Consider the following 12,330-nt stretch of genomic DNA (forward strand, 5'->3'; position numbering starts at 1 on the left):
TGGCGTGAGGTTCCGGTGCAGGGCTCCGGCGTGAGGCTTCAGTGTGAGGTCTCAGCGCGAGGCCAGATGCAGGGCGCCCAGCAGGCTCGGGTGACGGGCCCCGGTGATGGGCGGCAGGTCGATGGGGATGCGGTGCACGTGCTGGCGGGCCAGCCAGGCAAATCCACTGGCTTCGACGGCTTGTGGGGCGATGCCCAGGGCGGCGGTGCTCTGGACGCGGGTATTCGGGCCCACGGCCTGCTGGATGGCCTGCATCAGCACGGGGTTCTCGGCGCCACCGCCACAGACGTAGACGGCCGAGGGGCGCGCGGCGCGGATGGCGGTGGCGGTGGTTTCGGCCGTGAGGGCGAGCAGGGTGGCCTGGACATCTTCGGGGGATGCCTGGCCGTGCCGTTGCTGGTGCTGCTGCAGGTGCTGCTGCAGCCACGGCAGGTTGAAGAGGTCGCGACCGGTGCTCTTGGGGGGGCGCAGACCAAAATAAGGTTCGGCCATCAGGGCGTGCAGCAGGGATGGGATGATCCGCCCGCTGGCGGCCCATTGCCCCTGGTGGTCGTAACGTTTGCCTTGGTGGTGCTCGATCCAGCCGTCCAGCAGCGTGTTGGCGGGGCCAGTGTCGTAGCCGCTGATATGGACGGCCGGGCTGGTACCTGCGCCGGTATTGCTGGAGATGCCGACGCCCGGGGGGGCTGGCGGGCTGGTATTTGTGGCAGTGGGACTGCTGTCGATCACCGTCAGATTGGCGATGCCGCCCAGGTTCAGGATGCCGAAGCGCCCTGGATGGTCTGCAAACAGGTGGGCATGGAAGGCCGGCATCAGGGGGGCGCCGTGGCCGCCGGCGGCGATGTCGGCGCTGCGCAGGTCGGCCACGACATCGATGCCGGTGCGCTCGGCCAGGCGCGGGGCGTCGAGCAGTTGCAGGCTCCAGTTTTCGGCAGGAGCATGACGCACGGTCTGGCCGTGGGCGCCCAGGGCACGGATGCGGCCCGCAGGCAGGCCGGCCTGCTGCAGCAGGGCACTGACGCAGCCGGCATAGAGATCGGCCAGTGTCTGGCTGGCCAGGGCGGCGCTGCGCAGTTCGTCGTGGGCTGGGTGCTGCAGGGCGGTGAGCTGCTGGCGCAGGGCTTCCGGCATGGGCAGGAAGGCGTGGCCCAGGGTGGTACGGATGTGCCCTTCGGGGGCGAAGGCGAGCATGACGCCGTCAACACCATCCATGCTGGTGCCGGACATCAGGCCGATGTGGATCTCGTCATCGGGCTGGGGGGACGGGGCTGAGCCGGGGAAGTGCGTGTGTTCCGTGTCGGGCATGGGGCAGTGCATATGAAAACGCACGCCAGTGGCGGCGTGCGTCGGCGGCTGGACGATGTGCCAGACCCCGGAGGGTCTGCCCGGCATCTGCGCTGGGCGGCGTTCAGCAGGACGCGGTGTGCCGCGGGCCTGTGTGCGAGTATGGCGCTGCCGTTGCCGTTACTCGAACGAGGCCACGTTGGTGGCTTCCTGCCAGCGCATCAGGTCGATGACCCTGGAGGCCTGGGCACGAAGCTGTTCGCGGCTGGCGGTGTCGAGGGCGGGTACGGGCTGCGGCAGCATGGTGTTGGGGTCGATCTGCTGGCCGTTGACCTGGAACTCGAAGTGCAGGTGTGGACCGCTGGCCCAGCCGGTCTGGCCCACTTCGCCGATGACCTGACCCTGTTTGACGCTGTCGCCCAGCTTCAGCGAGGGCGAGAAGCGCGACATGTGGGCGTACAGGGTACGCTGCACGTCGTCGTGCTTGACGATGATGACATTGCCATAGCCGCGCTGCTGGCCGATGAACTCGACCTTGCCGTCGGCCACGGTACGGATTTTGGTGCCGGTGGGGGCGGCGTAGTCGATGCCCTTGTGGGCACGCCAGTCGCGGAATACGGGGTGGCGGCGGCCCAGCGTGAAGCCGGAGCTGATGCGGGTGTATTCGAGCGGCGAGCGCAGGAAGCGGCGCTTCAGGGCCTGGCCGTCGAAGCTGTAGTAGTCGCCTTCGCCATCGGGGCGGGCGAACCAGAGGGCGTCCAGCCGGCGCTTGCCGGAGACGTACTCGATGGCCAGGATGCGGCCCGGCTGGCCTTCTCCCACCGAGGCCGGGTCGACGAACATTTCGTAGACCAGGCGCAGGCGGTCGCCCTTCTTGACCTCGCGGTGAAAGTCGATGTCGGAACCGAACACCTCGGCGATGCGGGCGGTGATGGCCGACGGAATGCCGGCGGCATCGGTGGCGGCAAAGAGCGTGCTGGTGATGCGGGCCGAGCGGGTGACCAGGCGGCGTTCGAGCGTGTGGTTGACCACCTCGGCCGACCATTTGCCGTTTTTGAGCGACAGCAGCAGGCGCTGTGGCGGGGTGCTGCCCTGGCTGTCGTAGGGCAGCGGGTAGCTGAGCGACTGGATGTGGTTCTGCTGGTCGAGCGTGGCCGTGACGGTGGTGCCCGGCGTGAGGCCGAGCAGTTTGCGCGCGGTGCCGTTGCGGCGGACGAAGTCGATGAGGGACATGTCCTGCTGGCCGAGCTTGCGCAGCAGGCTGCCCACGGATTCGCCGCGGGAGATGGTGATTTCGCGGCGGAAGCTGCCGGCCGTGGGCAGGGCCTGCGGGGACAGGGAGACGGGTTCGATGATCCGGGCGTGCGGAGGCGGCTCTTCGGTCAGCGGAGCGACGGCGAAGGCGGTCAGGGTGGCGACGGACAGGGCCGCGCCAAGGGCTGAAGCGAGTCGTTTGCCGTGTGAGGTGTGCATGCGGACAGTCGGAAGCGGGCTGCCCGGTCTTCTGGCGTCAGAGAACCGGGGGAAGAACTGGGCCGCCGCCTGAAAGCCTCGGGTAGAATCTTCGAGCAGAGGCGGGAGGCCAGATCGTACTGGCTGCTGTTCCCGTCTTTTTGGTGGGCGCCCCCGGACAGAGGGCGCGCGCACCGGCTCCCGGGCTTGCTGCGGCAAGACCCCTGCCGACGTGCCGGCCTGGTGGGCCGACGGGTGGCGGTCAGAGGGGTGCAGAAAGCCCCGGATGGTTGGGAACAGGCCGATAGACCCTGATTCTACCGTCAAACGCACGCTGGTCAGTCGCTTTTCATGCCCTTCCATGCAATCGGGCACACACAAACCCGTTAAGTTCTCACATTTTGGCCCAGTTATGTCATCCAGTGATCCTATCGAACAGACCGTCCAGCAGTCCATGACCCTGATCAGGCGGGGTATCGACGAGTTGCTCGTGGAAGAGGAACTCGCGAACAAGCTTCGCCGCAGTGCGCGCGAGGGCACGCCGCTGCGCATCAAGCTGGGGCTGGACCCGACGGCGCCCGACCTGCATCTGGGCCATACGGTGGTGCTGAACAAGATGCGCCAGCTGCAGGATCTGGGGCATCAGGTGATCTTCCTGATCGGTGACTTCACGGCGTCGATCGGTGATCCGTCGGGGCGCAACGTGACCCGGCCGCCGCTCACGCCGGAGCAGATCCGCGAGAACGCCGAGACCTACTTCCGGCAGGCCAGCCTGGTGCTGAATCCTGAGCGCACCGAGATCCGCTACAACTCGGTCTGGAGCGAGGCGCTGGGCACGCGGGGCATGGTGCAGCTGGCCTCGCGCTACACGGTGGCGCGCATTCTGGAACGCGACGACTTTACCAAACGGATGAAGGCCGGTGTGCCGATTTCGGTGCATGAAATGCTGTACCCGCTGATGCAGGGCTATGACTCGGTGGCGCTGCAGTCCGATCTGGAGCTGGGCGGCACGGACCAGAAGTTCAACCTGCTGGTGGGGCGCGAGCTGCAGCGCGAGTACGGGCAGGAGCCACAGTGTGTGCTGACCATGCCGCTGCTGGAAGGGCTGGATGGCGTCGAGAAGATGTCGAAGTCCAAGGGCAACTACGTGGGCATCACCGAACCGGCGAATACGATGTTCGCGAAGGTGATGTCGATCTCCGACACGATGATGTGGCGCTATTTCACGCTGTTGTCGTTCCGGTCGATGGACGAGATCGACCAGCTGAAGGCCGAATGCGAGGCTGGGCGCAATCCGAAGGAGGCCAAGGTGCTGCTGGCGCGCGAGCTGGTGGACCGCTTCCATGGCGCCGGTGCCAGCGAGGCGGCGGTAGAGGATTTCGAGCTGCGCGCCCGCGGCGGCGTGCCGGACGAGATCGAGGAGGTGAAGCTCTCGCCGGCGCCCAGGGGCATCGTGGCGGTGCTGCGTGACAGCGGGCTGGTGCCGTCGGCCTCGGAGGCTGGCCGGATGCTGGCACAGGGTGGTGTGCGGGTGGATGGCTCGGTGGTGTCCGACCGCGGTCTGGAGCTGGCTGCGGGCACTTATGTGGTGCAGGTGGGCAAGCGCAAGTTCCGGCGGGTGGTGCTGGGGTGAGCGATCGTGACGGGATGAGCGCGGGGGCGGTGCAAAATGGCGCCGGACCCGGACCCGGACCCGGACCCGGACCCGGACCCGGGCTTGGTTCTGGAACTGGGTCTGGAATTGCGCCCGAAGCTGGTGCCTGCGCAGGAGCCGGAGCAGCCGTTTGTGCTGCAACGGGCATTGACAGGGGTACCAGTCCGCTGCCGGGGCTGGAACCGGGGACGCTGCCCGATGGCGTGCGGCTGGTGCTGGTGCGCCACGGTGAGACCGACTGGAACATGGCCCGCCGCATTCAGGGGCAGCTGGACGAGCCGCTGAACGATACGGGACGCCAGCAGGCCCGGGCGGCGGCAGCGCGGTTTGCACCGGACATGGTGGATGCCATCCTTTGCAGCGATCTGGGGCGGGCGGCACAGACGGCCGCGCCCCTCGGTGAGGCCACGGGGGTGACGGTACAGCCGCAGGCGGTCTGGCGGGAGCGGCATTTCGGCCGCTTCCAGGGATGGCGCTATGCCGAGATTGCCGAACAGGCACCGGCGGTGTTTGCGCGCATCGAGGCGCGTGATCCCGATCTGGATCTGGACGGGGGCGAGAGCCTGCTGCAGGTACGGGCACGCATCGACGCGGCGCTGCAGGCGCTGGTGGCGCGGTATCGGGGGCAGCGCGTGGTGGTGGTGAGTCACGGTGGTGTGCTCGATGCCGTCTACCGGCTGGTGACGGGCAAGCCGGTATCCGAGCCGCGCGACTTTCCCATTCACAATGCCTGCATCTGCCGGCTGCACTGGGTGGACGGGCAGTGGCACATCGACCGCTGGGCCGACATCGACCATCTGCTGGACAGTCAGGACGAGATCGATCCGCGCAGCCGGCCGGCTGCCCTGCTGGGGCGGGTGGGGTAATCAGTTTCTATGGACGCTGCCCCAGGGAGCGATCATGATGGCCGGCGGTTCATGCCGTGATGATGGTCGGGGGCTCAGGCCGGGTCTGGCTGGCCAAAGCACCCCGCTTGTCCGGGAATGGCCATGGTAACGGGACACGAACATGGTACGAGGCGGGGCATGACAGGCCAGTTGGCTGCAGGGGCTGTGCTGGTGGCGCGTCGCGGCCCGTTTGGCTAAACTCATTGCGTTCATCTTCCCCTGGAGGCCCCCTGCTGTGACGGGCGCTTCCGCCTGACTGGCTGCCTTTCGGCTGCCCCGGAGTACATCGCATGTTTGATCGCAAGCAGACCCTCGCCCAGGTCGATCCCGCCCTGTGGGATGCCATCCGTCACGAAGACCAGCGCCAGGAAGCGCACATCGAGCTGATCGCCTCGGAAAACTACACCAGCCCGGCCGTGATGGAAGCGCAGGGCAGCCAGCTCACCAACAAGTACGCCGAGGGCTATCCGGGCAAGCGCTACTACGGGGGCTGCGAGTTCGTGGACGTGGCCGAGCAGCTGGCGCTGGACCGCGTGAAGCAGCTCTTCGGGGCCGAGGCGGCCAACGTGCAGCCCAACTCCGGTTCGCAGGCCAACCAGGCCGTGTTTCTGGGGCTGGCCAAGCCGGGTGACACCATTCTGGGCATGTCGCTGGCCATGGGCGGTCACCTGACGCACGGTTCGCCGGTCAACATGTCGGGGCGCTGGTTCAATGTGGTGTCGTACGGCCTGAACGAGAAGGAAGAGATCGATTACGACCAGATGGAACGGCTGGCGCACGAGCACAGGCCGCGCATCATCATTGCCGGGGCCTCGGCCTATTCGCTGGTGATCGACTGGGCCCGCTTCGCCCGCGTGGCGAAGGACGTGGGTGCCATCTTCATGGTCGACATGGCGCACTATGCCGGGCTGATTGCCGGGGGCGTGTACCCCAACCCGGTGCCGCATGCCGACGTGGTCACCTCCACCACGCACAAGAGCCTGCGCGGTCCGCGCGGCGGTTTCATCCTGATGAAGCCCGAGCATGAGAAGGCCATCAACTCGGCCATCTTCCCGGGCCTGCAGGGTGGGCCGCTGATGCACGTGATCGCCGGCAAGGCGGTGGCTTTCAGGGAGGCGCTGGAGCCGGCCTTCAAGACCTATGCGCAGCAGGTGGTGGCCAACGCTGCCGCGCTGGCCGACACGCTGACGGAGAAGGGCTTCCGCATCGTTTCGGGCCGCACCGAGTCTCATGTGATGCTGGTGGACCTGCGTTCGCGCGGCATCACTGGCAAGGAGGCCGAGGCGGCGCTGGGCAAGGCTCACATCACGGTCAACAAGAATGCCATTCCGAACGACCCGGAAAAACCGTTCGTGACCAGTGGTATCCGCGTCGGTTCGCCGGCCATGACCACCCGTGGCTTTGGTACGCAGGAAGCCCGTCTGGTGGGCGAGCTGATTTCCGACGTGCTCGACCATCCGGACGACGAGGCCCATCTGGCGAAGATCCGCGAGCGTGTGGGTGCGCTGACGGCCCGCTTCCCCGTGTACGGCTGAGATTTTCCGCTGGCGCTGCCGTGTGCCCGGCGGTCATGGTGGCCGCAGCCCTTGCGGCCGGTCGTGTCCGGGTACACGCATCGCTTTACGAAAGTCGATTGAATGCGATAATGAAGCATGCATTGTCCATTCTGTAACCACGCCGATACCCAGGTGATGGAAACCCGCGAGCTGGAAGGCGGCGACAGCATTCGCCGCCGGCGCCGCTGCGCGGGTTGCGACCGTCGCTTCACCACCTACGAGCGGATTGAGCTGTCGATGCCGGATGTCCTGAAGAGCGACGGCCGGCGCGTTCCCTACGAGCGCTCCAAGCTCGAGTATTCGATGAAGCTGGCGCTGCGCAAGCGCCCCGTGTCCGAAGAGGCACTGGACAATGCGCTCGATCAGGTCGAGACGCGGCTCTTCAAGCTGGGCGTGCGCGAAATTCCCAGCAACACCATTGGCGAGCACGTGATGCGCGTGTTGCGCGACCTCGATACGGTGGCTTACATCCGGTTTGCATCGGTTTACCGGCAGTTCGAGGATATCGAAGCCTTTGCCGACGCCATTCAGGAGATCGGTGCCCGTGCCCCGGAAGGCACCCCTGCCGGGGAGGACGTGCCGGCGCCTTCGCCGGCGCCGGTGCCGCCGGGGGCGGCCATCGCATCACGGGCAGGCCATTCTTCCCGCAAACGCTGATGTTCGACGCACACGACCAGCGGTTCATGCAGCGTGCCCTCGATCTGGCACGGCAGGGGCTCAATACCACCATGCCCAACCCGCGGGTGGGCTGCGTTGTCGTTCGCGATGGCGAGGTGGTGGGCGAGGGCTGGCATCGGCGGGCGGGTGAGCCGCATGCGGAGGTGCATGCGCTGCGCCAGGCGGGCGCGCGGGCACGTGGTGCCACGGCCTATGTCACGCTCGAACCCTGTGCGCATCACGGGCGCACGCCTCCCTGTGCCGACCGGCTGGTCGAGGCGGGGGTGGCGCGGGTAGTGGCCGCCATGGAAGATCCCAACCCGCTGGTCAACGGGCAGGGGCTGGCGCGTCTGCAGGCTGCCGGTATCGATGTTCGGTGTGGGTTGCTGCGCGAGCAGGCACACGAACTGAATGAGGGGTTCATTGCCCGGATGCAGCGGGGCTGGCCGTGGGTGCGCGTCAAGGCCGCGACTTCGCTGGATGGCTTCATTGCGCTGCCCTCGGGCGAGAGCCAGTGGATCACCGGCGAAGCAGCCCGGGCCGACGGCCATGCTTGGCGGGCGCGGGCCAGTGCCATCCTGACGGGCAGCGGCACCGTGCGGGCCGACGATCCGGCCATGACCGTGCGCCATGTGGCGGTGGAGCGCCAGCCCGTGCGCGTGGTGGTGGACGCCCGGCTGCAGGTGGGCAGTCATGCCGCGGTGTTCGGGCCGGGCGAGGTCTGGGTGGCCCATGCGCTGCCGCCGGAATGGCCGGATGACGGGCATCGTCAGCGGCTGATCGACCGGGGCGTGCGGCTGCTGTATCTGCCGGCGGCCGACGGGCGGCACGTGGACCTGAAAGCGCTGTTGATGGAAATGGGACGCGCCGGTTTCAACGAGGTGCATGTCGAAGCGGGCGCAGGGCTGAATGCGGCGCTGCTGAAGGACGGACTGGTGGACGAGCTGCTGCTCTATCTGGCACCTTCGCTGCTCGGGCAGGGGCTGCCGGCTTTTGCGCTGCCGGCGGTGGCGGGACTGGAGAAGCGGATCCGGCTGGCCTGGCGGGACGTGACGCCGGTGGGGGACGACCTGCGCGTGCGGCTGCGGGTGCAGCGGGAAGCCGACCTGGAGCAGGCAGGCGCCGGGCCGGCAGACAGGGGGAGCTGATCATCCACGGCCGGTGCGGGGCGAATGAGCCCCTGACACGCGCTGCTGCCGGTGCGGTGCTGGCCGGCGTTGCCCAGCCTGGCATCGCGGCCGCCCTGTTTGTGCAGCGCCCTGTCAGCACATGGCGGGGCCAGCGCGGGGATGAATGAGCCCATGACACGCTCTGCTGCCGGTGCGATGCGGGCCGGCTGGATGTCCTGGTGGCGGGGTGCAGGGGTACACTCATGCCACCGCCATGCTCACCGGTGCGCGGGATAATTACGTATTGCGTTTTCTGGAAGATTTCACGATGTTCACAGGTATCGTTGCTGCCGTCGGCGCCATTCGCCAGGTGGAACCACTGGCCGGGGGCAGTGGGGTGCGGCTGGATGTGGAGGCGGGTCAGCTGGGCATGGAGGATGTGGCCCTGGGGGATTCCATTGCCATTCAGGGCGCCTGCATGACCGTGGTCGGCAAGACGGCCGACGGTTTTACCGTGGACGTGTCGGCCGAGAGTCTCAGACGTACGGTGGGCCTGTCGGCACCGGGGCCGGTCAATCTGGAAAAGGCCATGCGCCTGTCGGACCGCGTGGGGGGGCATCTGGTGTCCGGTCATGTGGACGGGCAAGGGGTGGTGCGCCGCTTCGAACCCGTGGGCGAAAGCCATCTGCTGGAGATTCTGGCGCCTGCCGCCATGGCCGGTTTTCTGGTCTACAAGGGCTCGATCACGGTGGATGGCGTGAGCCTCACCGTCAACCATGTGGAAGACCCGCCGGTTGCCGATGTGGTGGATCCGCAGTGGCCGGCCGATTCGCGGGCGGTGCTGCTGGACGGAGGCCCCCTGTGCTGTGCCTTCCAGATCAACCTCATCCCGCATACCGTGGCGCACACCACGCTCCAGCGCCTGCGCCCGGGCGACCGCGTCAATCTGGAAATCGACACCGTGGCCCGTTATCTGGCCCGCATGCGCGATGTGGAGGCGCAGCGCGGGATCAAACCGGAGGCTGGCCTGACCGCGGACTGATGTCTGCCCGTACGGCGCCGGCCCACCGGGACTGGTTGCAGGCTTGATGCCCGAATCATCGGGCACCTGATACCGGAACCATTGGGTATCCGGCGCAGCGCCTGACGGCAGGGCCCCTACAGAATTCACTGTAATAGAAGCAGGAGAAATCCGTGACCTACAACGAGATGCAGTCGTCCGTGTCCAGTACGGCCGAGATTCTGGCTGATTTTCGGGCCGGCAAGATGGTCATCCTCATCGATGACGAAGACCGCGAGAACGAGGGCGACCTGCTGCTGGCGGCCGATTTCGTCACGCCCGAGGCCATCAACTTCATGGCCACCCACGCCCGGGGGCTGATCTGCCTGACGCTGACCGAGGAACGCTGCCGGCGCCTGCGCCTGCCGCTGATGACGGCGGTCAACGGCACGAAGATGAGCACCAACTTCACCATGTCCATCGAGGCGGCCGAAGGGGTGACCACCGGCATCTCGGCCGCCGACCGGGCAAAGACCATCCAGGACGCCGTGGCAGCCGATGCCAAACCGTCCGACATCGTGCAGCCGGGGCACGTCTTTCCGGTGATGGCGCGTCCCGGTGGCGTGCTGACCCGGGCCGGCCATACGGAAGCGGGGTGCGACCTGGGGGCGCTCACCGGCCTGACCCCGTCGGCCGTCATCTGCGAGATCATGAAGGAAGACGGCACGATGGCGCGTCTTCCCGACCTGATCGGCTTTGCCGAACGGCATGGCCTGAAGATCGGCACCATCGCCGACCTGATTGCCTACCGCAGTGCCCACGAAAGCATGGTCGAGCGTGTCGGCCAGCAGCGCGTGCAGACCGTGGTGGGCGAGCTGGACCTGATCGTCTACCGCGACCGGGCCGTGGGGCAGCCGCATCTGGCCCTGGTGGTAGGCAAACCGACGCCGGAGCAGGAGGCCTGCGTGCGGGTGCACGAACCCCTGTCGGCGCTGGATCTGCTGGGCGCGACGAGCCGCCATGCCTGGCCCGTCGCGCCGGCCCTGCAGACCATCAGCGCCCACGGCAATGGCGTGCTGCTGATGCTCAACTGCGCGCCCGATGCCGAAACCGTGCTCGACGAGGTCGAGCAGTGGTCGAGTGACGGGCCGGCACAGGGCCGGGCCGGTTCGGCCAACGATTCGCGCACGCTGCGCAGCTACGGCATCGGTGCGCAGATCCTGCGCGATCTGGGGGTTGGCAGGATGAAGCTGCTCACCCGCCAGCGCCGCATGCCCAGCATGGCCGGCTTCAACCTGGAAGTCACCGGCTATGTCGAGGCCGATGGTACGGAGGCCGGGCCGGTGGCCGGCTGAGCGGGCGCGGCAGGGGGGGACATGCGCAGGGCAAGGCCATGACGACCGGCCCGGGCGCGTACCGGGCCTGCCCGGTGTCGGCCCCGACGCCCATCGGCGCGGTCCTGCACCGCACCTGCTCTGTTCTGGCACGGGCGACTCTCAGACCGGCCCTGTGCCGGATCTGCTGCATGCACGCGTCACCCGCGTTGCGTGGCCGGCCATGGCGTGGACCTGCCCTGTACCGGCCCGGCAACGGCCATGAAATACGCCACATCTGCCGGGGCCATTGAAATATCATTGACCCCCTTCTACAAGGAATACGCAACATGTCTTTCGACAAAATTCAAGGCTCCCTGGACGGCCACGGCCTGCGCATCGGCGTGGTGTACTCGCGCTTCAACGAGGAGTTCTCGCTCGAATCCCTGAACGCCTGTGTCGCCAAACTGTACGAACTGGGCGTGGCCGAGAGCGACGTGCTGGTGGTGTCCGTTCCGGGCGCACTGGAAGTGCCGCTGGGTCTGCTGAACCTGGGCAATTCCGACGAGTTCGACGCCCTGATCGCGGTGGGCACCATCATCAAGGGCGAAACCTACCACTTCGAAGTGGTGTGCAACGAAAGTGCCGCCGGTGTGAGCCGCATTGCACTGGAGCTGGGCATGCCGGTGGCCAATGCCATCCTCACCACCTACAACGAGGAACAGGCCCGCCAGCGCAGCGCCCAGAAAGGCGCCGAGGCCGCCGAGGTGGCCGTGGAAATGGCACGTCTGGGCTATGCGCTCGAGTCGCTGGCCGATGTCGACGACGACGAAGGCGACGACGAGGAGTGACCGGCATGCAGGGACGTTCTCCGGCCGCACCGGCAGGCAACCGGACACGCAGTGCCCGGCGGCGTTCACGGGAGTTTGCCATGCAGGGCATCTACCAGTGGCTGCTGTCGGCCGAGGATGTCGGTGCCATCCAGGCGCACATCGAAACCAGTCCGGGCTTCGACAGGGCAGACCGCCATCACTTCGAGACGCTGCTGCGGGGTGCCATCCAGCAGGCCAGCGCGCTCGAGGCGCTCATCCTGCCCAGCCTGGACCGGCCGCTCAACCTGCTCAGCCCGGTCGAGCGGGCCATTCTCACCCTGGCCACCTACGAGCTGAAGGATCATCAGGAAATTCCCTACCGGGTGGTGATCAACGAGGCCGTCGAGCTGGCCAAGAACTTTGGCGGCACCGACGGCTACAAGTACGTCAATGGCGTGCTCGACAAGGTGGTGCCGGGCATTCGGCCCAACGAGGTCAGGCCCGCGGACTGACGGGCTGACTTTTCGCGCCAATGCACCCGTGTGCTGCCGGCGTTGCCCTTCAGGCAGGCCGGCCAGCCCCTGCCAGCGCACGGTGCCCTGGCTG

Annotated in this window: 10 protein-coding genes and 1 pseudogene; 9 read left to right on the plus strand and 2 right to left on the minus strand. The window is 67.3% G+C overall.

The window, feature by feature from the left end:
• Window positions 1-51: 51 nt before the first annotated feature.
• Both EHV23_RS12995 and EHV23_RS13000 read right to left on the minus strand, forming a co-directional pair.
• Complete coding sequence (locus EHV23_RS12995) at window positions 52-1,305, minus strand: anhydro-N-acetylmuramic acid kinase (RefSeq protein ID WP_125096440.1); 1,254 nt, start codon at window positions 1,303-1,305, stop codon at window positions 52-54.
• A gap of 159 nt (window positions 1,306-1,464) precedes the next feature.
• Window positions 1,465-2,757 (minus strand): M23 family metallopeptidase, encoded by a 1,293-nt coding sequence (locus EHV23_RS13000; RefSeq protein ID WP_158615975.1) that lies wholly within the window; start codon window positions 2,755-2,757, stop codon window positions 1,465-1,467.
• Between the two features lie 391 nt (window positions 2,758-3,148).
• On the opposite strand from EHV23_RS13000, the gene tyrS reads away from it, so the two are divergent.
• The 9 genes and pseudogenes from tyrS to nusB all read left to right on the plus strand — a co-directional run bounded on the left by tyrS (window position 3,149) and on the right by nusB (window position 12,236).
• Window positions 3,149-4,369 carry a tyrosine--tRNA ligase gene (gene tyrS / locus EHV23_RS13005; protein WP_125096442.1) on the plus strand — a complete coding sequence of 407 codons (1,221 nt, stop codon included), beginning with the start codon at window positions 3,149-3,151 and terminating at the stop codon, window positions 4,367-4,369.
• Between the two features lie 14 nt (window positions 4,370-4,383).
• Entirely contained in the window at window positions 4,384-5,256 is an 873-nt protein-coding gene (locus EHV23_RS13010) for a histidine phosphatase family protein (RefSeq protein WP_275265139.1), read from the plus strand.
• 311 nt (window positions 5,257-5,567) lie between these two features.
• Complete coding sequence (gene glyA / locus EHV23_RS13015; RefSeq protein ID WP_125096444.1) at window positions 5,568-6,812, plus strand: serine hydroxymethyltransferase; 1,245 nt, start codon at window positions 5,568-5,570, stop codon at window positions 6,810-6,812.
• Window positions 6,813-6,929: 117 nt separating this feature from the next.
• Window positions 6,930-7,370 (plus strand): annotated as a pseudogene (nrdR, locus tag EHV23_RS13020) (transcriptional regulator NrdR); the annotation flags it as partial.
• 119 nt (window positions 7,371-7,489) lie between these two features.
• A complete protein-coding gene (gene ribD / locus EHV23_RS13025) occupies window positions 7,490-8,638 on the plus strand; it encodes a bifunctional diaminohydroxyphosphoribosylaminopyrimidine deaminase/5-amino-6-(5-phosphoribosylamino)uracil reductase RibD (RefSeq protein WP_125096446.1) in 1,149 nt (382 codons plus the stop codon).
• A 289-nt stretch (window positions 8,639-8,927) separates the two neighbouring features.
• Window positions 8,928-9,641 carry a riboflavin synthase gene (locus EHV23_RS13030; protein ID WP_125096872.1) on the plus strand — a complete coding sequence of 238 codons (714 nt, stop codon included), beginning with the start codon at window positions 8,928-8,930 and terminating at the stop codon, window positions 9,639-9,641.
• Window positions 9,642-9,808: 167 nt separating this feature from the next.
• Window positions 9,809-10,954, plus strand: coding sequence for a bifunctional 3,4-dihydroxy-2-butanone-4-phosphate synthase/GTP cyclohydrolase II (ribBA, locus tag EHV23_RS13035; protein ID WP_125096873.1), 1,146 nt, complete (start codon window positions 9,809-9,811; stop codon window positions 10,952-10,954).
• A 308-nt stretch (window positions 10,955-11,262) separates the two neighbouring features.
• Complete coding sequence (gene ribH / locus EHV23_RS13040; RefSeq protein ID WP_125096447.1) at window positions 11,263-11,763, plus strand: 6,7-dimethyl-8-ribityllumazine synthase; 501 nt, start codon at window positions 11,263-11,265, stop codon at window positions 11,761-11,763.
• Window positions 11,764-11,768: 5 nt separating this feature from the next.
• Window positions 11,769-12,236 (plus strand): transcription antitermination factor NusB, encoded by a 468-nt coding sequence (gene nusB / locus EHV23_RS13045; RefSeq protein ID WP_125096448.1) that lies wholly within the window; start codon window positions 11,769-11,771, stop codon window positions 12,234-12,236.
• Window positions 12,237-12,330: the final 94 nt, after the last annotated feature.

Origin of the sequence: Lautropia dentalis, from assembly GCF_003892345.1 — a bacterium.
Taxonomy (GTDB): domain Bacteria; phylum Pseudomonadota; class Gammaproteobacteria; order Burkholderiales; family Burkholderiaceae_E; genus Lautropia; species Lautropia dentalis.

Coding starts and splice junctions, on each gene's coding strand:
- glyA (WP_125096444.1), top strand. CDS start 5,568: ATGTTTGATCGCAAGCAGACCCTCGCCCAGGTCGATCCCGCCCTGTGG.
- tyrS (WP_125096442.1), top strand. CDS start 3,149: ATGTCATCCAGTGATCCTATCGAACAGACCGTCCAGCAGTCCATGACC.
- ribD (WP_125096446.1), top strand. CDS start 7,490: ATGTTCGACGCACACGACCAGCGGTTCATGCAGCGTGCCCTCGATCTG.
- ribH (WP_125096447.1), top strand. CDS start 11,263: ATGTCTTTCGACAAAATTCAAGGCTCCCTGGACGGCCACGGCCTGCGC.
- EHV23_RS13000 (WP_158615975.1), bottom strand. CDS start 2,757: ATGCACACCTCACACGGCAAACGACTCGCTTCAGCCCTTGGCGCGGCC.
- EHV23_RS12995 (WP_125096440.1), bottom strand. CDS start 1,305: ATGCCCGACACGGAACACACGCACTTCCCCGGCTCAGCCCCGTCCCCC.
- EHV23_RS13010 (WP_275265139.1), top strand. CDS start 4,384: ATGAGCGCGGGGGCGGTGCAAAATGGCGCCGGACCCGGACCCGGACCC.
- ribBA (WP_125096873.1), top strand. CDS start 9,809: ATGCAGTCGTCCGTGTCCAGTACGGCCGAGATTCTGGCTGATTTTCGG.
- nusB (WP_125096448.1), top strand. CDS start 11,769: ATGCAGGGACGTTCTCCGGCCGCACCGGCAGGCAACCGGACACGCAGT.
- EHV23_RS13030 (WP_125096872.1), top strand. CDS start 8,928: ATGTTCACAGGTATCGTTGCTGCCGTCGGCGCCATTCGCCAGGTGGAA.